This window comes from Klebsiella sp. BIGb0407, assembly GCF_024807845.1.
In the GTDB taxonomy this organism is placed as follows: Bacteria; Pseudomonadota; Gammaproteobacteria; order Enterobacterales; family Enterobacteriaceae; genus JGM124.
In genome coordinates this window covers 186,325-209,617 of sequence record NZ_JANUEQ010000006.1, presented here as the reverse complement: position 1 = coordinate 209,617, position 23,293 = coordinate 186,325, and the positions used below count along the sequence as shown (strand labels likewise).

The 23,293-nt window shown below is 49.7% G+C and carries 20 protein-coding genes; 3 read left to right on the top strand and 17 right to left on the bottom strand.

Translation table 11 applies throughout. The features are described from left to right. The 15 genes from M2387_RS18180 to ascF all read right to left on the bottom strand — a co-directional run bounded on the left by M2387_RS18180 (position 1) and on the right by ascF (position 18,307). Complete coding sequence (locus tag M2387_RS18180) at positions 1-921, bottom strand: D-alanine--D-alanine ligase (RefSeq protein WP_259051403.1); 921 nt, start codon at positions 919-921, stop codon at positions 1-3. Further along, positions 914-2,389 carry a UDP-N-acetylmuramate--L-alanine ligase gene (gene murC / locus M2387_RS18175; RefSeq protein ID WP_259051402.1) on the bottom strand — a complete coding sequence of 492 codons (1,476 nt, stop codon included), beginning with the start codon at positions 2,387-2,389 and terminating at the stop codon, positions 914-916. Before murC ends, M2387_RS18180 begins: the two co-directional genes overlap by 8 nt. 69 nt (positions 2,390-2,458) lie before the next feature. Continuing rightward, a complete protein-coding gene (gene murG, locus M2387_RS18170; RefSeq protein ID WP_259051401.1) occupies positions 2,459-3,523 on the bottom strand; it encodes an undecaprenyldiphospho-muramoylpentapeptide beta-N-acetylglucosaminyltransferase in 1,065 nt (354 codons plus the stop codon). Further along, on the bottom strand, positions 3,520-4,764 hold the full coding sequence (gene ftsW / locus M2387_RS18165; RefSeq protein ID WP_259051399.1) for a cell division protein FtsW: 1,245 nt from the start codon (positions 4,762-4,764) through the stop codon (positions 3,520-3,522). Before ftsW ends, murG begins: the two co-directional genes overlap by 4 nt. Beyond that, positions 4,764-6,080, bottom strand: coding sequence for a UDP-N-acetylmuramoyl-L-alanine--D-glutamate ligase (gene murD / locus M2387_RS18160; protein WP_259051397.1), 1,317 nt, complete (start codon positions 6,078-6,080; stop codon positions 4,764-4,766). The genes ftsW and murD overlap by 1 nt, the downstream gene beginning before the upstream one ends. 2 nt (positions 6,081-6,082) lie before the next feature. Continuing rightward, on the bottom strand, positions 6,083-7,165 hold the full coding sequence (gene mraY / locus M2387_RS18155) for a phospho-N-acetylmuramoyl-pentapeptide-transferase (RefSeq protein ID WP_259051395.1): 1,083 nt from the start codon (positions 7,163-7,165) through the stop codon (positions 6,083-6,085). Beyond that, positions 7,159-8,517, bottom strand: coding sequence for a UDP-N-acetylmuramoyl-tripeptide--D-alanyl-D-alanine ligase (gene murF / locus M2387_RS18150; protein ID WP_259051394.1), 1,359 nt, complete (start codon positions 8,515-8,517; stop codon positions 7,159-7,161). The genes mraY and murF overlap by 7 nt, the downstream gene beginning before the upstream one ends. Next, entirely contained in the window at positions 8,514-10,001 is a 1,488-nt protein-coding gene (murE, locus tag M2387_RS18145; RefSeq protein WP_259051393.1) for a UDP-N-acetylmuramoyl-L-alanyl-D-glutamate--2,6-diaminopimelate ligase, read from the bottom strand. The genes murF and murE overlap by 4 nt, the downstream gene beginning before the upstream one ends. Further along, a complete protein-coding gene (locus M2387_RS18140) occupies positions 9,988-11,757 on the bottom strand; it encodes a peptidoglycan glycosyltransferase FtsI (RefSeq protein ID WP_259051392.1) in 1,770 nt (589 codons plus the stop codon). Before M2387_RS18140 ends, murE begins: the two co-directional genes overlap by 14 nt. 15 nt (positions 11,758-11,772) lie before the next feature. Beyond that, positions 11,773-12,144, bottom strand: a complete 372-nt coding sequence (gene ftsL / locus M2387_RS18135; protein ID WP_259051391.1) for a cell division protein FtsL — start codon at positions 12,142-12,144, stop codon at positions 11,773-11,775. Beyond that, positions 12,141-13,082, bottom strand: coding sequence for a 16S rRNA (cytosine(1402)-N(4))-methyltransferase RsmH (gene rsmH / locus M2387_RS18130; RefSeq protein ID WP_259051390.1), 942 nt, complete (start codon positions 13,080-13,082; stop codon positions 12,141-12,143). Before rsmH ends, ftsL begins: the two co-directional genes overlap by 4 nt. A 5-nt stretch (positions 13,083-13,087) precedes the next feature. Beyond that, entirely contained in the window at positions 13,088-13,546 is a 459-nt protein-coding gene (gene mraZ, locus M2387_RS18125; RefSeq protein WP_259051389.1) for a division/cell wall cluster transcriptional repressor MraZ, read from the bottom strand. A 664-nt stretch (positions 13,547-14,210) separates the two neighbouring features. Next, entirely contained in the window at positions 14,211-15,215 is a 1,005-nt protein-coding gene (gene cra, locus M2387_RS18120) for a catabolite repressor/activator (RefSeq protein ID WP_259051386.1), read from the bottom strand. Positions 15,216-15,438: 223 nt separating this feature from the next. Beyond that, entirely contained in the window at positions 15,439-16,869 is a 1,431-nt protein-coding gene (ascB, locus tag M2387_RS18115) for a 6-phospho-beta-glucosidase (protein WP_259051384.1), read from the bottom strand. After that, the gene (ascF, locus tag M2387_RS18110) at positions 16,844-18,307 is read right to left on the bottom strand and encodes a PTS cellobiose/arbutin/salicin transporter subunit IIBC (RefSeq protein WP_259051383.1); all 1,464 of its coding nucleotides are present in this window, start codon (positions 18,305-18,307) and stop codon (positions 16,844-16,846) included. Before ascF ends, ascB begins: the two co-directional genes overlap by 26 nt. Before the next feature lie 240 nt (positions 18,308-18,547). Between ascF and M2387_RS18105 the strand changes: the two genes are divergently transcribed. Beyond that, positions 18,548-19,555 (top strand): LacI family DNA-binding transcriptional regulator, encoded by a 1,008-nt coding sequence (locus M2387_RS18105; RefSeq protein WP_259051382.1) that lies wholly within the window; start codon positions 18,548-18,550, stop codon positions 19,553-19,555. Between the two features lie 114 nt (positions 19,556-19,669). Then, the gene (locus M2387_RS18100; RefSeq protein WP_259051381.1) at positions 19,670-20,275 is read left to right on the top strand and encodes a hypothetical protein; all 606 of its coding nucleotides are present in this window, start codon (positions 19,670-19,672) and stop codon (positions 20,273-20,275) included. Positions 20,276-20,331: 56 nt separating this feature from the next. Here M2387_RS18100 and ilvN read toward each other — a convergent pair whose 3' ends face one another. Continuing rightward, on the bottom strand, positions 20,332-20,826 hold the full coding sequence (gene ilvN / locus M2387_RS18095; protein WP_259051380.1) for an acetolactate synthase small subunit: 495 nt from the start codon (positions 20,824-20,826) through the stop codon (positions 20,332-20,334). Next, on the bottom strand, positions 20,823-22,550 hold the full coding sequence (gene ilvI / locus M2387_RS18090) for an acetolactate synthase 3 large subunit (RefSeq protein ID WP_259051379.1): 1,728 nt from the start codon (positions 22,548-22,550) through the stop codon (positions 20,823-20,825). Before ilvI ends, ilvN begins: the two co-directional genes overlap by 4 nt. 649 nt (positions 22,551-23,199) lie before the next feature. On the opposite strand from ilvI, the gene leuL reads away from it, so the two are divergent. Continuing rightward, positions 23,200-23,286, top strand: a complete 87-nt coding sequence (leuL, locus tag M2387_RS25940; protein ID WP_409040081.1) for a leu operon leader peptide — start codon at positions 23,200-23,202, stop codon at positions 23,284-23,286. Positions 23,287-23,293 lie beyond the last annotated feature (7 nt).

Below are 23,293 nucleotides of genomic sequence, written 5' to 3'. Positions count from 1 at the left end.
TCAGTCAGCCAGCGCCAGAATACGGACTACCAGCTCCGAGAAGGTCATCCCAGCCTGTCGCGCCGCCATTGGCACCAGGCTATGGCTCGTCATTCCCGGAGAGGTATTGACTTCCAGCAGATAAAATTGACCGTCACTGTCCTGCATTACGTCCACGCGTCCCCAGCCACTGCACTCTAAAATATTCCAGGCTTGTAAAACTAACGCCTGCAATTCTTGCTCTTTCTGTTCGCTCAAACCGGTAGGACATAAATATTTTGTCTGATCCGATATATACTTAGCATTATAATCGTAGAAGGTTCCAGCCGGTTGGATACAGATCGGCGGTAAAATATTATTTCCCAGTACCGCAACGGTATATTCAGGGCCGCTTAACCACTTCTCAATCAGTACTTCAACGTCATGCTTAAAGGCTTGCGTTAGTGCTTCAGGCAGCGCATCAAGGTTGTCTACTTTTGACATACCGACACTGGAGCCTTCACGGTTTGGCTTCACAATAAGCGGCACCCCTAAAGCCTCAATGCGGGCCAGCTCGGAATCAGCAAGCCCTTGAATCCACTCATCGCGACGTAGCATCAGCCCGGCAGCCACCGGAAGCCCGGCACCCTGCCAGAGCAGTTTGGTACGCAGTTTATCCATGGTGATGGCCGAAGCCATAACACCGCTGCCGGTGTAGGGAAGCTGCATCATCTCCAGTAATCCCTGGAGGGTGCCGTCTTCGCCGCCACGCCCATGCAGAGCAATAAAGACTTTATTAAACCCCAGCGCTTTTAATTCTGTTACCGGCTGCATCTGTGGGTCAAAAACCACAGCATCAATCCCCGCTTCCTTCAGACCCGCGAGAACCGCTTGTCCGGATTGCAGAGAAACTTCACGCTCAGCAGAAGAGCCACCTGACAGTACCGCTATTTTATCAGCCATAGTGGTCATCCTCTTTTTTTTGAGGCTGGAGTTTGATCTCCGCTAAATATTTCGCAAGCTTGCCGATATTACCTGCCCCCTGAACGAGGATCAGATCATTACCAGAAAGCATCGGAGCCAGCATCTCAGGCACATCCGCGTGGTCAGAGACCAGAATAGGATCGACTTTACCGCGGCTACGAATAGTACGACATAGCGAACGGCTGTCAGCGCCAGGAATAACGGGCTCACCCGCTGCATAGACATCCAGCATCAGCAACACATCGACCTGTGATAAGACGCTGGCAAAATCATCGTATAAATCACGCGTACGCGTATAGCGATGAGGCTGAAAAATCATCACCAGATTTTTATCCGGCCAGCCTGCACGCGCCGCTTTAATCGTGACATCCACTTCGGTTGGATGGTGACCATAGTCATCCACTAAAGTGGCAGTACCTGACTTACCATTGACCGCTTCGAGGTTAAACTCACCCAGGAAATCAAAACGACGTCCGGTTCCCTGGAAGTTTTCCAGCGCTCTCAGGATAGCGGCATCTTCGATGCCTTCTTCGGTCGCCACTGCAATAGCAGCGGTTGCGTTCAAGGCATTGTGACGCCCCGGAGCATTCAGTACCACCTGAAGGACCGGTTTATCCTGGCGTACTACTGTGAAGTAGCCCTGCGCTCCGGACTGACGATAATCTTCAACGCGAACATCCGCATCATCACTAAAACCGTAAGTGGTGGTCTGACGTCCGACGCGTGGCAACAGCTCACGAATAACCGGGTCATCCACACACATCACTGCCCGACCATAGAAGGGCAAATTATGCAGGAAATTAATAAAAGTCTGCTTCAGGATCTCAAAGTCGCCCTGGTAGGTATCCATATGGTCGGCTTCAATATTGGTCACCACGGAGACCATAGGCTGCAAGTGCAGGAATGACGCATCACTCTCATCGGCTTCAGCAATCAGGTAACGGCTATTACCCAGACGCGCATGTGTTCCCGCCGCTTTCACCAGGCCGCCGTTAACGAAAGTCGGATCAAGACCCGCTTCAGCATAAATACTGGATACCATTGCCGTCGTGGTGGTCTTACCGTGAGTGCCCGCAATCGCTATGCCATGACGAAAACGCATCAGCTCAGCCAGCATCTCTGCCCGGCGAATAACCGGAATACGCGCTTCGTGGGCAGCAACAATTTCAGGATTATCCACTGAAATTGCACTGGACATTACGACCACACTCGCATCGCGCACATTCTCAGGGCGATGATTGAAATAAATTGTTGCGCCCAGCGCGGACAACTGTTGTGTGACCGGGTTCGGAGCCAGATCGGAACCGCTGATCTGATAGCCTTCGTTAGCCAGAACCTCAGCAATACCACCCATACCGGCGCCGCCGATACCAACAAAGTGAATATGCCGGACGCGACGCATCTCGGGCACTATTGAACGCAGTTTAGCCAGTTGTTGTGTATTCATTCTCTAAACCTGAGGACGGTATTCCGTCATTACATCAAAATCATGGGAGCTTACAGCCACCCACGAAGATTATTTTCCAGCCACGGCAGCGACTTCTTTCGCGACCCGCTCGGTAGCATCAGGAATCGATGCCGCCCGTGCACGTTGTGCCATGACTAATAAAGTTTCACGATCCCAGCCCGCAAGCGTTTCCGCTACGCTATCAACGGTAAATTGAGGCTGTTCAAGGATAATGGCTGCCCCTGCTTTTTCCAGCGGTAATGCATTCCAGTACTGCTGCCGGTCTTTGTGCTGGAAAGGGACAAACAGTGCGGGTAAACCCGCCGCAGCAATTTCACTCACGGTCAGCGCTCCGGAACGGCAGACAACGACATCCGCCCAGGCATAAGCTGCCGCCATATCATCAATAAATTCAGTAATTTTATGCTGCGAAGCCATCTCGCCATAAGCTTGCAGTACGGAGTCCTGCCCTCCCTTGCCGGTTTGATGCCAGAGAGTAATATGCTCCGCCAGCCGCCCTGCAACCTGCGGCATAATCTGGTTCAGAACGCGTGCGCCCTGGGAGCCACCGATCACCAGCACGCGTAACGGGCCTTCACGATCGGCAAAACGTTGCTCCGGAAGCGGTAAGGCCAGAACATCAGTCCGCACCGGGTTCCCCACGACATCAGCCTTAGGGAAAGCGCCAGGAAATGCCTGCATCACTTTGGTGGCAATTTTTGCCAGCCATTTATTGGTCAGCCCGGCAATACCGTTCTGCTCATGCAGCACCACAGGGATACCCAACGACCATGCAGCAAGACCACCAGGCCCTGAGACATAACCGCCCATACCCAGTACCACATCAGGTTTCCAGGCTTTCATGATGGCGCGTGCCTGACGCCAGGCTTTAAAAATTTGCACCGGTGCCATTAACTGCGCTTTGATACCTTTTCCACGTAAGCCGGAAATACGGATAAAATCTATTTCGATACCGTTACGAGGAACCAGGTCCGCTTCCATTCGATCGCTAGTACCTAACCAGCGAACCTGCCAGCCTTGAGCAATCAAATAGTGTGCAACAGCAAGCCCTGGGAACACGTGTCCTCCTGTTCCTCCAGCCATCACCATTAACCGTTTTGATTTGCCTGTCATTTGGCACTCCGTGTGAACGCCTGTGCTTTCGCCAGACGAGTTTCATAATCGATTCGTAATAACAACATAATGGCGGTAGACATTATCAGTAAACTGGAACCACCATAGCTTATCAACGGCAGTGTCAGCCCTTTAGTCGGTAACATACCCGATGCGGCACCCACGTTAACCAGTGCCTGGAAGCTGAACCAAATCCCGATAGAACAGGCCAGAAAACCAGCAAAACGCTGGTCAATTTCCAGTGCTCGTTTACCGATAGACATAGCACGAAAAGCCACGCAGAATACCATTAAAAGCGCAACCACCACACCGATATATCCCATCTCTTCTGCCAGAATAGAGAAGATAAAGTCGGTATGTGCTTCAGGTAAATACTCCAATTTCTGGACTGAGTTGCCTAAGCCTTGTCCCCACATTTCACCGCGACCAAAAGCCATCAGTGACTGGGTTAACTGGTAACCACTACCAAAAGGGTCATCCCATGGATTCCAGAACGAGGTCACACGACGAATACGATAGGGAGCTGCAAGAATAAGCATCACAACTGCGGCAATACCGGTACAGATAATGGCGATAAACTGCCATAACTTAGCGCCAGCCAGAAATAACATGGCGAGGGTGGTAACAAACAGTACTACTACCGTTCCAAGGTCAGGCTGTGCCAGTAATAACAGCGCCATAACCAGAATAACGCCCATAGGTTTGAGGAAGCCGCGCAGGTTATTACGTACCTCATCCACCTTACGTACCAGGTAGTTAGACAGATAACAGAACAGCGCAAGTTTAGACAATTCTGCAGGCTGGATACGTAACGGCCCTATTGAAATCCAGCGTGAAGCACCATTAACAGAGCTCCCCACCACCAGCACGACCACCAGCATACCAATTGATGCCAGCAGCATTGCGGTACTGTGTCGCTGCCAGAACTCCATCGGCAGGCGTAGTGTTATCATGGATAGCGCAAAGGCCAGAGTAATATAGAGTCCGTCACGCTTGGCAAATAAAAACGGATCGTTTGCCAGCCGCTGTCCCACCGGCATCGATGCCGAGGTGACCATAATAAAACCTATTGCTGTAAGACCGAAGGTTAACCACAGTAAGGTGCGATCGTACAATAACCTGCTGTTAGCCTCAGCATCGCTGGTCCCCATGACCCACCCTTTTAATGCCGACGCAACCCAGGCCAGGAGACCTAATCCCGGTAGCCGAGGCAGACGCAAGCGAGGGAGAGACAATCGCATTAGCCAAACTCCTTCGCAAGGCGGGTAAAGGCTTCACCGCGCTGTTCAAAGTTCTTGAACTGATCCAGGCTTGCACAGGCAGGTGACAACAGCACCATATCACCGGCTTTAAGCTGTCCGGCTAACTGTCGGATAGCCTGTTCCATGGTTTCAGTCTGATGGGCGATTTCAGGCCGCAAAGCGACCAGTTCGGACGCATCACGACCGAAGCAGTAGAGCTGAATATTGTCAGTCTGCAGATAGGGAGTTAACGGCGCAAAGTCCGCTGACTTCCCGTCCCCGCCCAGAAGCAAATACAGGGTTCCGTCTACTTGCAGACCGTTCAGAGCCGCTTCAGTACTACCGACGTTGGTCGCCTTGGAGTCATTAATCCAGCGTACGCCATTATTTTCCAGCGCCAGCTGAAAACGATGCGCCAGACCACCAAACTGTGTCAGCGCACTGAGACTGCTAGAAAGTGGCAAACCGACCGCATCGGCCAGCGCAAGAGCAGCAAGCGCATTGGTGTAGTTATGCTGACCGACTAGCTTCATCTCTTTACTGCTGAGAACTTTTTCGCCTTTCGCCCGCAGCCAGGTTACACCTTGCTGCTGGGTAAGATGATAGTCACCGACATCAATACCAAAACTCACGCAACGAGAGTCTGCTCCACCCGGAGGTAAAGTCAGGACATCATCCGCATTGACCACGCAAACTTTAGCCTGGTCATAGATACGTAACTTTGCCGAACGGTACTGTCCAAGACCTGAAGGGTATCGGTCCATATGATCTTCGGTGACATTCAGGATAGTCGCAGCTGCCGCTTTCAGGCTGTAGGTTGTTTCTAACTGAAAGCTAGACAGTTCAAGTACATACAGATCGCAGGCATTTTCCAGCAGCGTTAATGCAGGCTGGCCGATATTGCCACCGACACCGACTTTAAGCCCTGCGGCTTTGGCCATTTCACCGACCATAGTCGTGACGGTACTTTTACCATTTGAACCGGTCACCGCAACGATTGGAGCCTGTGTTTCGCGGCAAAACAGTTCGATATCACCGACAATTTCAACGCCTGCATCAGCCGCAGCGGCCAGCGCCGGGTGTGCTAATGCCATACCCGGGCTTGCAACAATTAAATCTGCGTTTAACAACCAGTCTTGCTGCAATGAGCCGGTATGGCACTCAACCTGCTCTGGCAAAGAGTCCAGACCGGGCGGTGTGACGCGGGTATCCATCACGCGTGGAAACACCCCGCGTGAGACGAAGAAATTAACGCAAGACAGGCCGGTAAGGCCCAGTCCGATAATAACGACGTTTTTACCCTGATAGTCAGCCATGATTAGCGTACCTTCAACGTTGCCAGGCCAATCAGCACTAGCATCAGCGAAATAATCCAGAAGCGCACAATCACTCGCGGTTCTGGCCAGCCTTTCAATTCATAGTGGTGGTGAATCGGTGCCATACGGAAAATACGCTGTCCGCGCAGTTTGAAAGAACCGACCTGCAAAATCACCGACAGCGTCTCTACGACAAATACGCCGCCCATAATCACCAGCAAAAATTCCTGACGCAGCAGAACTGCAATGGTGCCCAGCGCACCACCCAGTGCCAGCGAGCCAACATCACCCATAAATACTTGCGCCGGGTAGGTATTGAACCAGAGGAACCCTAAGCCCGCGCCGACGATAGCGGTACAGACAATCACCAGCTCACCCGCATGACGCAGATAGGGTATATGCAGATAACCGGCAAAGTTCATGTTACCTGTAGCCCAGGCGACTAAAGCAAAGCCCGCGGCAACCAGTACGGTCGGCATAATTGCCAGGCCGTCCAAGCCATCGGTCAGGTTAACCGCGTTACCGGTGCCAACAATAGCAAAATAGGCCAGCAAGATATAAAACAGCCCTAACTGCGGCATCACATCTTTAAAGAATGGCACTACCAACTGGGTAGCTGCGGTATCTTTTCCGGCAATATACATGGTGAACGCGACCGCCAGAGCAATCACCGACATCCAAAAATATTTCCAGCGAGCGACGAGTCCTTTGGTATCTTTCCGCACAACTTTGCGGTAATCATCGACAAAACCAATAATACCGTAACCCACCAGAACGAACAGGACGCACCAGACGTAAGGGTTAGAGGGATAGGCCCACATCAGCACCGAAATAACAATTGAAGCGAGGATCATCAACCCGCCCATCGTCGGGGTACCGCGCTTACTGAAATGCGACTCAGGGCCGTCATGACGAACTACTTGTCCGAATGAGAGCTTCTGTAAATGGGCGATAAAACGCGGCCCCATCCACAAAGAGATAATTAAAGCAGTTAGCAAACTGACAATGGCGCGAAACGTCAAATAAGAAAAGACGTGAAAACCGGAATAATACTTAGCCAGATGCTCGGCCAGCCAAACTAACATGCTTGTTTCTCCTGCAAAGCGCGGACGATGTCTTCCATAGCCGCACTACGTGAACCTTTCACCAAAATAGTTAATTCAGGGTGAGTTGCGATTAATGCTTTCAAACGTGTAACCAGTGCGCTTTTCTCAGTGAAATGCTCACCCACGCCAGAGGCATGACTTAACGCTTCACTCAATATACCCACACTCAAAACACGGTCGATTGCGGCGAATTTGGCCGCCTCGCCAACCTGGCGATGGCAGTCTTCTGCTTCGACGCCCAGTTCGCCCATATCACCAACCACCAGTATCCGATAACCCGGCATTTCAGCCAGGACCTGTACTGCGGCGGTCATCGAGCCCACATTGGCGTTATAAGTATCATCCAGCAGTTGCTGATGTTCATTCAAACGCACTGGAAACAGGCGACCAGGAACTGGCTGCAAGTCACCTAAACCCGCTTGTATCGCTTCCAGTGGAGCACCCACTGCCGTGGACAGTGCCGCAGCAGCCAGAGCATTAGCGATATTATGACGACCCGGTAATGGCAGTGAAACGCCAACAGAACCCTCAGGGGTCTGTAAGGTAAATTCACAACCCCGGCCAGTAATGCGAACATCACTGGCACTAAAATCACTGTCCGCGCTATCAGGTGAAAACTGCCATACCGTCCGCCCCGTTAACTGCGAATGCCATCCGGCTAAGTCATTGCTATCGGCATTAATAATCGCAATACCATCAGCAGGCAGACCCTGGAAAATTTCGCCTTTCGCTTTTGCCACACCGGCCAGAGAACCAAAACCTTCAAGGTGCGCCGCGGCCAGGTTATTCACTAGCGCCGCTTCCGGACGGGTTAACGATACCGTCCAGGCGATTTCACCCTGGTGGTTAGCGCCAAGCTCGATAACAGCAAAGTCATATTCAGGCGTCAGACGCAGCAACGTCAGAGGGACACCGATATCATTATTCAGATTACCTGCGGTATAAAGCGTATTGCCGCACTGGCGCAATATGGCAGCGGTCATCTCTTTAACTGAAGTTTTACCAGATGAACCCGTCAGCGCGACCACTCGAGCAGGAACTTGCTGGCGTACCCATGCGCCTAATTCACCCAGGGCCAGACGCGTATCCGCCACCACTAATTGCGGCACAGGGATATCAAGCTGACGAGAAACCAGTAATGCACCCGCACCCGATTTAACAGCGTCTGCTGCAAAATCGTGGGCGTCAAAACGCTCACCTTTCAGCGCGACAAATAAGCAGCCGGGCGTCAGCTTACGGGTATCGGTCGTCACGTCGGTTATCTCAACGTCCGCACCGTATGCCTGCCCTTGCAGGACAGTCGCCAGCTGTTTCAGAGAAACCGGGATCATGCCGCTCCCCCTAACAATGCCATAGTGGTGGTACGGTCGGAGTAGTCGAGACGACGATTTCCGACAATCTGATAATCTTCGTGGCCTTTACCTGCCAGCAGGATCACATCATTTTCTTGCGCCTGCATAATGACACTGGTGACGGCTTCTGCCCGCCCCTGAATAACCCGAGCTTGCGCAGGGTTCACCATGCCAGCCAGAATATCTTTAACGATGAGCGCCGGGTCTTCGGTACGCGGGTTATCATCAGTGACTATCGCAATATCAGCATATTGTTCAGCAATTGCGCCCATCAACGGACGTTTACCGGTATCCCTGTCTCCGCCACAACCAAAGACACACCATAATTTCCCCTGACAGTGCAGACGTGCAGCTGCGAGAGCTTTTTCCAGCGCATCAGGCGTATGCGCGTAATCCACCACTACTGTAGGTTTCCCTGAGGCGCGGAACACTTCCATACGACCACAAACCGGTTGTAACTGGGCGGCGGTATTCTGTAATTCTTCCAGCGGGTAACCGAGAGCCAGCAAAGTAGCCAGAGCCAGCAATAGGTTGCTGACGTTAAAAGGCCCCATCAGACGACTGTCAATTTTGCCCTCGCCCCAGGATGAAGAGAAATGAATCAAGGCTCCGCCATCGTGGTATTCAACCGCACCAGCCGCAACCCAGCGCCCGGAGTAATCCGGCTGAATATTATTTTCGATACTGACGGCAACCGCATCAGGCAAGCGACAGAGCCACTGGCGTCCGACTTCATCGTCGGCATTAATAATCGCCTGTCCGTACTCATGGCTGGAAAATAACAGCCATTTTGCGGCTCCGTAATTTTCCATGGTGCCGTGATAATCCAAGTGATCGCGGCTAAGATTGGTAAAGACTGAAGCAGCAAACTGTAGGGCAGCAACCCGGTGCTGAACCAAGCCATGGGACGAGACTTCCATTGCGCCAAAGGTTGCCCCTTGTGCCAGCAAATGGTCCAGCTCACGCTGAACGTCCACCGCGGAACCAGTGGTATTTTCCGCAGCGATAACCTGACCCAGTAAACCATTGCCAACAGTGCCCATTACCGCACTTTTTTCACCCAGCAACTGCGCCCATTGCGCCAGTAACTGAGTGGTCGTTGTTTTTCCGTTAGTCCCGGTGACACTGACCAGGCGCATAGCCGAAGACGGCTCATGATAAAAACGTCCTGCCAGAGCAGACAAGCGCTGTGACAGCTGGCTGAGATAAATAACCGGTACACCGTGCATATCACGCACTTCGCCGTCTTGTGCCTCACTCTCAGCTTCAGCAACAACAGCAGCCACACCTTGTGCGATAGCTTGCGGGATATAGCGACGTCCATCCACCGTATGCCCATTGATTGCCACAAACAGATCGCCCGCAGCCGCTGTACGACTGTCGAGTGTCATATCTCGTAATGCTCGCGCGGGGAGCCCAGCTACCCAAGGCGCAAGAAGGTCATGCAAATTACGATCTGCCACCTGATGCCTCTTTCTGATTAATTACAAACTCGTTTTTCTCTCCGGTTGCTAACGCATCCGGCTCAATATTCATTGTGCGTAGCACACCACCCATAATGGCACCAAATATTGGGGCTGATACGGCACCACCATAGTACTTACCGGATTGTGGATCATTGATAATCACCACCAGTGCAAAACGCGGGTTGCTGGCTGGAGCTACGCCTGCGGTATAGGCAATGTATTTATTAATGTACTTTCCGTCCGGCCCGACTTTTTTAGCGGTACCGGTTTTAATCGCAATACGGTAGCCTTTAATCGCCGCTTTTACCCCACCGCCGCCCGGCAAGGCAACGCTTTCCATCATATGCAATACTTTACGCACCGTGGCCTCCGGGAAAATACGTTCACCCGGTACAGGCGGATCCACTTTGGTTATCGAGAGCGGCCGATAGATGCCATAGCTGCCGATTGTTGCGTAAGCACGCGCTAACTGTAACGGTGTCACCATTAGCCCGTAGCCGAAAGAGAAGGTGGCCCTCTCTATGTCAGACCACCGTTTTTGTGTTTGAGGATATAAGCCACTGCGTTCTCCGACCAACCCCAAATTGGTCGCTTTCCCTAATCCAAAGCGTGCGTAGGTATCTACTAACGCTGAGGAGGGCATCGCTAACGCCAGTTTTGAAACACCGACGTTACTCGACTTCTGTAAAATCCCGGTCAGCGTCAATTCACTGTAACGGGCAACATCTTTTATCTCATGGCCATTAACACGGTAAGGAACGGTATTCAGTACTGCGTTTTCATTCACGACACCGCGCTGAAGTGCTGTCATCACCACCATCGGTTTCACCGTTGAACCCGGCTCAAACACATCGGTGATGGTACGGTTACGCATGACGTCTTTTTCGGTATCCGCCAGATTGTTGGGGTTATAGGACGGGCTGTTAGCCATCGCCAGTATTTCCCCGGTATTTACATCGACCAGTACCGCACTACCTGATTCCGCTTTGTTAAAAGCTACAGCATTGCTCAATTCACGGTATACCAGCGCCTGCAGACGCTCATCGATACTCAACGCCAGATTATGTGCAGCCTGGCTGTCAGTGGAAGAGATATCTTCAATCACGCGTCCGAAGCGATCTTTACGCACCACACGTTCACCAGGTTGCCCGGTCAGCCATCTATCAAAGCTTTTTTCAACCCCTTCGATACCCTGGCTATCCACGTTGGTGAAACCAATTAAGTGAGCAGTCACTTCACCTGAGGGATAGTAACGACGAGATTCCTGACGTAAATGGATACCAGGAAGCTTGAGTTGTTTAATGTAGTGACTCACGTCCGGGTTGACCTGACGCGCCAGGTAAATAAAGCGACTTTTCGGGTTACTGTTCACACGAGTGGCAAGCTGATCAAGCGGAGTATTCAACGCATCGGCCAGTGCTTTCCAGCGGTTGTCCAGGGTTACGCCCCCGGCATCATGCAGCTCTTTCGGATCGGCCCAAATCGCATTCACCGGCACGCTGACCGCCAGCGGGCGACCCGCTCGGTCACTTATCATGCCCCTGACGCTTGACACTTCCTGCACCCGAAGCGAACGCATATCACCCTGACGCACTAACATATCCGGGTTGATAACCTGTAGCCAGGCGACACGACCCATCAGCAATATCAGAGCCAGCAGAATACAACCGCAAAGCAACGCAAAACGCCAACTAATAAAGTTGGCCTGAACTTCCGGGCGTTTTGATTTGGGCGTTTTTACTGCTAGTTTCATTTGCTACTTACGTCCTCATTGCTGAACAACAATATTTTCCTGCGAAGGGTCAACATGTTGCAGCTGCAATTTATCCTTTGCTATCCGTTCAACGCGGCTATGATCGCCGAGCGCATTTTCTTCAAGAATCAGGTTACGCCACTCAATCTCCAGCGCATCACGTTCCACTACCATTTGCTCACGCTGTGCTGTCAACAACCGCGTTTTATGTGCGGTAGTGACGACAATGACAGCGGTGATAACAATCGCGACAAACAGACAAACCGGTAATTTACCGTTACGCAGTAAATCACCGCCGATGACGCCCGGCAGTGAATGTCGTTCCGGATTCCCCACCTGAGCAAGCTGAGCAACCTTACTCAGTGACTCAGCCACGCGGTTAATCATGCACCTGTCCTTTCAGCGATGCGCAATACTGAACTACGTGCTCGCGCATTCTCTGCCACTTCCGCTTCACCCGGCATCAATTTACCTAAGGCTTTAAGCTGGCGGCCGCCCAGTTTACTCAACTGTTCTTCGGTCAGTGGCAGCCCGGCAGGAACCTGAGGTCCACGACTGTTTCCACGCATAAAGCGCTTCACAATACGGTCTTCAAGCGAGTGGAAACTGATAACCGATAACCGACCACCGGTGGCTAATACTTCAAGGGAACCATTCAGCGCCTGTTCAATTTCGTCCAGTTCACTGTTGACCCAAATTCGTATCGCCTGGAAAGTACGCGTTGCCGGATGTTTAAACTTATCTTTAACTGGCATTGCCTCAGACACGATTTGCGCTAATTCTTTGGTGCGCGTTATCGGTGGCAGTTCACGATTACGCTCAACAATGGCACGTGCAATACGTTTACCGAAACGTTCCTCACCATAGGTTTTTATCACCCAGGCAATATCCGCTTCTTCTGCTGTTTGTAACCATTGCGCTGCCGACTGACCGCGTGTTGGATCCATCCGCATATCCAGCGGACCGTCACGCATAAAGGAGAATCCGCGCTCTGCATCATCAAGCTGCGGAGAAGAAACGCCCAAGTCCAGCAAAATACCATCGATTTTGCCGCTGAGTCCGCGCTCTTCAACATAAGTTGCCAGGGAGGAGAAAGGACCATGAATAATAGAAAACCGAGGATCATCAATAGCCTCAGCCGCAGCAATCGCTTGTGGATCACGATCGATTGCCAGTAGTTGTCCTTCAGGACCTAATTGGGACAAAATCAGACGTGAATGTCCGCCGCGTCCGAAAGTACCGTCAATATAGATACCATCGGGACGAATATTGAGACCCTTTACCGCTTCATCAAGCAGCACAGTTGTGTGTTTAAAAGTTTGCATATTATTTAAAATGACAAATCCTGTAGACTTCCCGACAGAGCATTCATAGACATCTGTGCAGCGTCAATGTCTTCCTTGACCTGTTGATGCCAGGTCGCTTCATCCCAAAGTTCAAATTTATTGAACTGCCCGACAAGCATGATCTCTTTGGTTAGCCCTGCGTACTGGCGCAACACAGGCACCAGTAACAACCGCCCTGCACTATCCATCTGGCATTCGCTGGCATGACCGAGCAATAGCCGTTGTACGCGGCGCTCTGCAGGATTCATACTAGATAAACGAGAAAGCTTCTGCTCAATGATTTCCCATTCAGCAAGAGGATAGAGCAGCAGGCTCGGGTGGTGGATGTCGATGGTACAGACCATCTGGCCTTCAGAGATGTTCACCAGTTGTTCCCGGTAACGGGTCGGAACGGCAAGCCGCCCTTTGCTGTCAAGATTGACAAGCGTGGCCCCACGGAACATACCGTTTCCCCCTCTGGTGGCCAATTCCACCACTTTACCCCACAAATTCCCACATATAAGGAGTTTACGGAGCATAGGAAAACCTTGTCAAGCAAGGCGGGGGCTGTTACGAGAATAAATTCGCCTTTGCGGATGAGATATTAAAGAGACAAACAACAGATGTCCTGCCCGGGTGAGAAAATTAACGTTATGAATATTTGAAAGAAAAAGGCAAATAAGCGCAAATATTGTTAAAAACCTGGATATTAAAGCAGGTTAAAATATTAGCTTCGCCGTCTAAAATACCCGCAGTATTCTAAAGGTTCTGCATCAATAAAAACAGCGACAAATCCAGGTATGGCGCGGCCTGGACGCAAACGAGTGATGGTGGTTTATTGGTCAATGACTAATAATCTGGCATTAACCCGAATATGTGTGTAACAAAATAATACAATGTAACTTTTCATTTACGTTGAAGGCCGTTTTAGCCCATTGAAAATAAAGACGACAGAAATTAAGAAACAATAAATAGCCTGAGTCCTAAATACACCTTAAATCATTTAAGATAATTCTTGATATTGCAATTCGATGATCAGTGAGCGCAAACAGAATTCAGGGTGATTAACTGAGTTGAATGGGGAGCCGGCAACTTCAAATATTCAAGTCGCCGGGAAGACTTTGTCCTCTAGGTACGGCTTAAACTTCCGCGCCGATAAAGAGTGCGCCGAATACGCGTCAGCCCAGGCTTAGGCTTACGCGGCTCATCAAGACTCGCGAGAACGAGTTCAAGTACTCTCTCCGCGACATCACGGTGACGCTGAGCGACAGCCAGTACCGGACACTGCAGGAAATCGAGTAACTCATTGTCTCCAAAGGTAGCAATAGAAAGCTCAGAAGGCAGACGACCATGACGACGCAAGGTGACATCCATCACGCCCTGTAGCAGGGGAAATGAGGTGGTAAATAATGCCTGTGGCATATCGTGAGTTTCCAGCCACTTATCAAAAAGTAATGCTGCTGCTTCACGTTCATAGCTATTAGTATAGAGATAGTCGACTTTACGCGTATCTCCCTGCCAGGCAGAACGGAAACCTTGTTCACGTAAGTAACTTACTGACAGTTCAGGCAAAGCCCCCAGATAAAGTACATTCTCTACCGGGAAGGTGCGTAATTCAGCAGCCAGCATTTCGGCATCACTCTGATCTGAACCGACCACACTGATAAAATGTTCAGGATCTAATGCCCGGTCGAGGGCGATGATAGGAAAGGAGTCTTTTGCCCAGCGCTGGTAAAAAGGATGCTCAGGCGGCAGTGAAGTAGAAACAATAATGGCATCAACCTGTCGCTGCAGAAGATGCTCAATGCAACGCATCTCATTATCGGGCTGATCTTCAGAGCAAGCGATAAGCAACTGGTAGCCACGCTGACGTGCCTGTCTTTCCAGATAGTTCGCAATTCGGGTATAGCTGGTATTCTCCAGATCAGGAATAACCAGACCAATAGAGCGCGTACGACCGGCACGCAAACCGGCTGCCACCGCGTTTGGGTGATAGTTATGTTCACGAACCACCGCCATGACTTTTTCAACGGTTTTGTCGCTTACGCGGTATTGTTTCGCCTTACCATTGATAACATAACTCGCCGTCGTACGTGATACACCAGCCAGACGTGCGATTTCATCCAATTTCACTGTAGCCCCTTACTCACCAGATTCGTGGTATCCATATTACTCTCATGGTTACATTACTGCCCTGGATAATTCAAGCATATTGGCTAGCGTCATAGTAGAGAAATATTCGTGTGGCTCGAATGAAACTCTCAGTCCGGGTATCTTTCATACATCCCCCGGACTAAAGGTTCTGGCAATCAGTAACAGTAATGCCCTGTTAATAACAGAGCATCACGCCAGAAACTTAGCTCAGGTCACCACCATTAGTGGCTATCACTTTCTGGTACCAGTAGAACGATTTTTTCCGTGTTCTGGCAAGCGTACCGCGCCCCAGATCATCCCGGTCGACATAAATAAAGCCATAGCGCTTGCTCATCTCTCCCGTTGAAGCAGACACCAGGTCGATACATCCCCAAGTGGTATAACCGATTATCGGTACACCGTCCTTAATCGCCTCACCCATTTCATGAATGTGGCTGCGCAGATACGCAATGCGATAGTCATCTTCAACCTGACCCTGGTTTGTCAGTTCATCTTTTGCGCCCAGACCATTTTCCACCAGGAATAATGGTTTCTGATAGCGGTCAAAGATGGTGTTCATGGTAATGCGAAGCCCTTTAGGGTCGATACCCCAGCCCCATTCACTGGTTTTAATATGTGGGTTGGGTACGGTGTTGATAAGGTTCGCTACCGAGACATTTTCATCATCCATTTTTGCTTTGGCACACCGGGAGGCGTAGTAGCTGAATGAAACAAAGTCGACGGTATTTTTGAGGATCTCTGCATCCTCCGGCTCCTGATGGATGTGAATATCGTTTTCACTGAAAAAACGCGCGGCATAAGACGGGTAATAACCACGTGCCTGGACATCGATAAATAATAAGTTTTCCCGGTTCTTCTCAACCGCAGCCCAGACATCTTCCGGGTTGCAGGAATAAGGATAAAAATCACCGCCCGCCAGCATGCAACCGACCTGATTATCCGGATTAATTTGGTGTGCTTTTTTGGTCGCCAGTGAACTGGCAATCAACTGGTGATGGCCAGCCTGATATTTAACTTGCTCCTTATTTTCCCCGTCCTGGAAAATCAAACCTGCGCCGGTAAACGGAATATGCAGCAGGATATTAATCTCATTAAAGGTCAGCCAGTATTTCACCAGGCCGTTGAATTCAGTGAAGCAGGTTGTAGCGTAGTTCATAAAAAAGTCGATGACCTTCCTGTCTCGCCATGAACCGTATTTTTCCACTAAATTCATTGGAATATCAAAATGGCACAAGGTGACTAACGGCTCAATATTATATTTACGGCACTCATTGAACAGGTCTTTATAGAACTGAATCCCTTCCTGATTAGGTTCAGCCTCATCGCCGAGCGGAAAAATACGACTCCAGGCGATCGAGGTGCGGAAGACTTTAAAACCCATTTCCGCCAGCAGAGCAATATCCTCTTTATAACGATGATAAAAATCTATCGCTTCATGGCTCGGGTAGAAAACATCCGTATCAATCGTGGGGTGTTTCTGGTTGCCTAATTTGACCTCGAGCCGGTCTTTTCCATAAGGAATAACATCGACCGTCGCAATACCTTTTCCATTTTCACGATATGCACCTTCAGCCTGGTTAGCGGCAATAGCGCCGCCCCATAAGAAATCACTTGGAAACGTTGATGATGGCATGTTGCTCCCCATTATTTTTACTGGTAGCGGGTGAAGAGGATGTGGTTTCAGGAATATCTTCAAAACCGATTAATAATGTGACAAAAAATGAGATAACAAGGGACAGCAGCATCACGGCGCAGACCCAAAGAATACTGCTCGGATTATTAACATCGACAAACTGAATACCGGTGACAAGACTGGATGAAGCCATAGAATAAGATACGACGTTCCCGGCCCCGGCAATGCCACCGCAAATAAAGCCGGTGATCACCGCGGCAATAAGCGGGCGTTTGAGTCTTAACGCCACCCCGTAAAGAGCAGGTTCAGTAATACCCGCCACGATAGCCGAAGCCGCAGCCGCTAACGCGGTCTGACGTAGCGCGCGATTCTTGGTTTTCCATGCCACGGCAAGAGAAATGCCACCTAATGAAAGGTTTGCGCCAAGCTCAGCGGGTTTAACCATATTCTCCTGACCCGTTTGCGCGATATTTTGTACCACCGTAGGCGTAAAGACGTGGTGCATTCCGCCCATCACTAACAGAGGCCACATAGCTCCCATCAAGGCAACAGACAGCCAGCCTAAATGGTCGTGTATGCCGTAGACAATCTGCGAGATACCGTCGCCAATCCAGATCCCAAGCGGACCAATCAAGAGAATGGCCAGCGGCGCGGTTATCAGTAAAATCAGCATCGGTTTGAGGAAGTTTTTCGTCACCGACGGTACGATTTTATCTACCCAGCGTTCAACAAAGGACATAATCCAGGTCATAAACAAGGCCGGAATCACGCTGTAAGGGTAGAAAACAGAGGTTAAACCGATGCTCATAAAAGTGATCGGCTGTCCCTCACCCGCCTGCTTCATGATGTCGAGGAAAGCAGGATGTACAAAGACACCAGCAACGGCTATCGCCAGAGAAACATTGGTTTTAAACTTTGTTGCCGCAGAAACCGCGACCATAATCGGCAGGAAGAAAAAGGCACTGTCACCGAGTACATTTAAGATGGCGAATGTCGAAGATGTTTTATCAATCACACCCGACATTTCAAGAAACATCGCCAGCAATTTGACCATCGAAGCGCCAATGATTGCCGGAATTATCGGGGTCATGGTGCCGATAAGTGCATCCAGAATGCCCATCGCCACCGTTTTTGGGGTTATTTTCTTTTTCTCTGGAATAATATCAAGACTTTCTTCAGCGCTGTCGTTACCCAGTAATAGATTAATCTCTGCAAAGACATTGGCGACATCGTTACCAACAATCACTTGAAATTGTTGATCATTATCAACAACACCCATTACACCCGGAACCGCTTTAAGACGCTCTTTATCAATGTTCTGTTTGGTCTTTAGAGTGAATCTTAACCTGGTCATACAGTGAATCAGTGAGGTGACATTATCTTTACCCCCCACTTCAGCCAATACGTTCTGCGCTAATTCTTTAAAATTATCAGACATATAGAAATTCCATGATTTGGCATACTTATAAAACGGACAGTATCGAGTCGTATCTGTCGATACTGCTTTTTTTCCACAATGTGTAACCGGTAACATATAAGTTATCAGCTGACTTTTATGAGGCAATAAGCATTCTGTAAAAATGTGAGTTAATTCAAATTTAAAATATTGCTACCAAAAGAGTCTCAGGTGAAAATCACACCATAAGACCGACCTCGTACCTGAAGAGAAAATGAAAACATGTCTACCATGCAGAAAATCGCCGATGCCATAGGGGTTTCAAAAACCACGGTTTCACGGGCATTAAATGAGACAGGGTATGTCGGCGTAAAGACTCGCCAGCGGATACTTGAAGTGGCTGAAGAATTAGGCTATCGCCCTAATTTACTTGCAAAAAACCTGTCAACCAACCAGTCGAAATGCATAGGTCTGGTGATGGCAAACAAGATGTTTGACGGGCATTATTTTAATGAAATTGTCTCTTTTTGTGCCCGCAAATTGCAAAGCCAGGGACTGGATCTCCTGTTAGCTGATGGTAAAAGCAGTGCAGAAGGCGAACGCGCTGCGATTTCGCTGCTAACCGGTCTTCGCTGTGATGCCATTATTCTTTACTCTCACTTTCTGACTACAGAAGATCTGGATGCGTTAATTGAGCGCACATCCACGCCGATAATGGTCATTAACCGAGAACTGAAATTACACCCGGCTCATACCGTATGCTGCGATCATCAGCATGATGCCTGGCGCGTCGCGAATCGTTTAATTGAGAACGGGCATAGAAAGATCGCCATTATTTCAGGCAATTTAAGTTCACCCACGGCAAAGTCACGTCAGGCAGGTATCCGGGCCGCATTGCAAGAAGCACAGCTTGATGAACATGCTGCCTATGCTGAAGGAAACTGGAGTATAGAAAGTGGCTACCAGGCGATGCAAAGTCTCCTTCGCGAAAAACCCGATTTAGACGCCGTTATCGCGGCAAATGATGAAATGGCTATCGGGGCCATGCGCCGTCTGGCAGAAGCCGGAAAAAAGATCCCTGAAGATGTTGCCATCGTTGGATTTGATAATATTCCGGCTGCGGCCTATCTGATTCCGACGCTTTCCAGTGTCAAAGCTCCGGTAAGCGCAATGCTTGAAATGGCGATTGAGCAGATGTTTTCTCAGCTGGAAGGCAAAAAAATACGCCCTGTTCCTCTCTTTCATTCTGAACTTGAGCAAAGGGAGTCGATGAAAAGTCTGCCGCAGTAATGGCTTCAGGTACATCCCGAATGAGGTATTTTACAGAAGCGTTATCTGATAGACGATCCATTCTAGAAAACATACCGTGAAAAATATATGTCTAGCCGCGCGGAAGAAAACTCAATGCCAAAGCAGATCCCTGAAATGGACCTCAATATAACGCTCAAAATACCGTCCAGAAACATTGACCACACAAGACAATTTTTGGAGGACGGCGTTGAGGATATCTCTTTATATGGTTATGCCGTTCAACATGGCTACCGTCTGCTCAAGGCACGAGAAAAAAATCAATATCGGCTGGTTACTATCGGGAACAAATGCGAAACGGTTTACCTGGCTGAACTATTTTTTCGCGATGATGTTGTATTCAATCAGGCAAACTGCGTACAAATCAAAGTATGGCGAACCCTCTCGTCAGAACATAATGCCGCAGTCAAAGATCTCGCTAAGCTATTTTTCGCGAATCTGTTGCAACAATACAATATCGTCGTCTCTGATGAGGAGCACTCCTCAGACGGTAAGCTTTTTTGGGAAACGATGATCGATTGGTCATTTAAAACCGGCTACAGTGTCTATGCCTCTGACGGCTCTGAAATAAACAGACCTTTGACGCCAATTCAGGATATGAATGCTTTCTATGGGCGGTGGGATAATTTTTGCCGGGGGACTTCCTCAGACGTTCACCGACACAGGCTGGTGGTGATTAGCAGGGAAGAGTTGGTGCAGTAATCACCCCAAATAATTCGGGTTACCCCCGGGCAGCCCGAATTATTCAGGGTAAAGCCTTAACGCATAATTTTATCACCGCGAGAAACGCCAACGATACCTGAGCGAGCGACCTCAACTATCTTCGCCACATCACGAATAGTATCAAGAAACGCGTTCAGCTTATCGCTGGTGCCTGCCAGTTGCACGGTGTAAAGCGTTGGCGTGACGTCAACAATTTGCCCGCGGAAGATTTCAGCCGTCCGCTTCACTTCTTCGCGTCCGTAGCCGCTGGCCTGAACTTTGACCAGCATGATTTCCCGCTCAACAAAAGCGCCCTGTCCTAACTCGCTGACACGTAAGACATCAACCAGTTTATGTAGCTGCTTTTCAATCTGCTCCAGCGCCTTTTCATCACCGACCGTCTGGATGGTCATGCGTGAAAGGGTAGGATCGTCAGTCGGAGCAACCGTCAGGCTATCAATGTTATAGCCACGTTGTGAGAACAGACCGATAACCCGGGATAAGGCACCGGATTCATTTTCCAGTAACACAGATAATACTCGGCGCTTCATGAAGTTCTCTCCGTTTTGCTTAACCACATTTCATCCATGCTGCCACCGCGTATCTGCATCGGATAAACGTGTTCAGTGCCATCAACTTTCACATCCACAAATACCAGACGACCGCTACGGACAATTTCCAGGGCTTCAGTCAGCTTGCTTTCCAGCTCTTCTGGTTTAGTGATGTTAATCCCGACATGCCCGTAAGCTTCTGCCACGGCAACGAAGTTCGGTAATGACTCCATATAAGACTGAGAGTGGCGGCCGGAGTAAATCATGTCCTGCCACTGCTTCACCATGCCGAGATAGCGGTTGTTCAGGTTCAGTACCAGCACCGCGACGCCGTATTGCAATGCGGTCGACAATTCCTGGATATTCATCTGAATACTGCCATCACCCGTCACACAGATTACGGTTTCGTCCGGCAGCGCCATTTTAACGCCCAGTGCCGCAGGCAGACCGAAGCCCATAGTGCCCAGACCGCCGGAGTTAATCCAGCGACGCGGTTTATCAAACGGATAGTAAAGTGCTGCAAACATCTGGTGCTGACCGACATCAGAGGTGACGTAAGCCTCGCCCTTAGTCAGCCGATAAATCGTTTCTATCGCCGCCTGCGGTTTGATTTCACTGCTGGTGGTATCAAATGCCAGGCAGTTACGCGCCCGCCACTGTTCAATACGCTGCCACCAGTCATCAAGCTCAGCGACAGGTTGTTTCGCCTCATCCTGCCCCAGTATCTCAAGCATCTGATTCAGCGCTTGTTTCGCATCACCGACGATCGGAATATCTGCCGCAACGGTTTTAGAGATAGAGGTTGGATCGATATCAATATGCACAACCGTCGCATCAGGACAGTATTTGGCTAAATTATTGGTAGTACGATCGTCAAAACGTACGCCGACAGCAAAGATAACGTCGGAGTTATGCATCACCATATTAGCTTCATAGGTGCCATGCATACCGAGCATGCCGAGCGCCTGCTTATGGGTTGCCGGGAATGCACCCAGTCCCATCAGCGAAGAGACCACCGGTATATTCAGTTTCTCTGCAAGCTGCAGCAGCTCACTCTCACAGGCAGAGTTAATCGCCCCGCCACCGACATACATCACCGGCTTTTTCGCTGCCAGTAAAGTATGAACCGCGCGCTTGATTTGTCCTTTATGACCCTGAGTTGTCGGATTATAAGAACGCATGCTGACCGACTCAGGCCAGATATACGGGAATTTATTCGCCGGATTCATGATGTCTTTCGGCAAATCAACCACTACAGGTCCCGGTCGGCCACTGCTCGCCAGCCAGAATGCTTTCTTGATAACCGTCGGAATATCTTCAACCTGTTTCACCAGGAAGCTGTGTTTTACCACAGGGCGGGAAATTCCCACCATATCGCATTCCTGGAAGGCATCGTAACCAATCAGAGAGGTCGCGACCTGGCCGGACAATACCACCATCGGGATGGAGTCCATATAGGCCGTAGCAATACCGGTAATGGCGTTAGTTGCACCAGGACCTGAGGTGACGAGTACGACACCGGTTTCCCCGGTGGCACGCGCCAGGCCATCTGCCATATGCACCGCAGCTTGTTCATGCCGGACCAGCACATGATCAATACCGCCCATGGTATGAAGCGCATCATAAATATCGAGTACTGCGCCTCCCGGATAGCCGAATACTTGCTTTACGCCTTGATCGATTAACGATCGGACGACCATTTCGGCTCCTGACAACATCTCCATTGGTTTGCCTCCCGGCTCACGTTGATGACTGTACGCAGAGCAGTGCTCTGCGTTGCCCTTGCCACCTATTGTGCAGCTGACATTTTCATTTTATTAATAGTAGTCTGACTAACATAACCGCTCAGGCCAGGCCAGGCAAACACGGCACCGGACAGACAACTGGTGGTCATTTGCCTTACTCGCTACAAAACAACCCTTATGCAGAGTTATCTGCTAATTGTTTTCATGCTGTTAAATTAATATCTCAGCAAGTAAATGAATCAAAGTGAATTGACCACTTATTTACCAGATGTATAAACAATCCTGACAGAAGAAATAAAATGCTACAGCAGAAAATGCCGAATTCTGCCGCTGAAAGAGAAAATCTGATGGATGGCTGTTGGCCTGCATTAGCCATTTTTTATCGTGTAAGTTATTAAGAGCGCTTTCTGTCCGTCGGCCTTGTTTTATTTTCAGGGGCCAGAACCGCAAACCGTACAGAAAATCAGCGAATTAATCACTGGCTTATTATTTTTCTAACTCTCCGTTTTGTAGTGAATTTCACCATAACTATCCCTTATGTAACACGGGTCATTATTCAATTGAGAGTTGACATACCCCTGCAAATCAAGTACCAATTAGTACATCTTAAGAATTACTTGGGGCTTGAATGATGATTCGCACTATCCGCCTACTCGGTCTACTACTAAACGCATCTCATTTGCGCGGTAGACTGGTGGGCAGCAATCAGCATTGATTCAAGC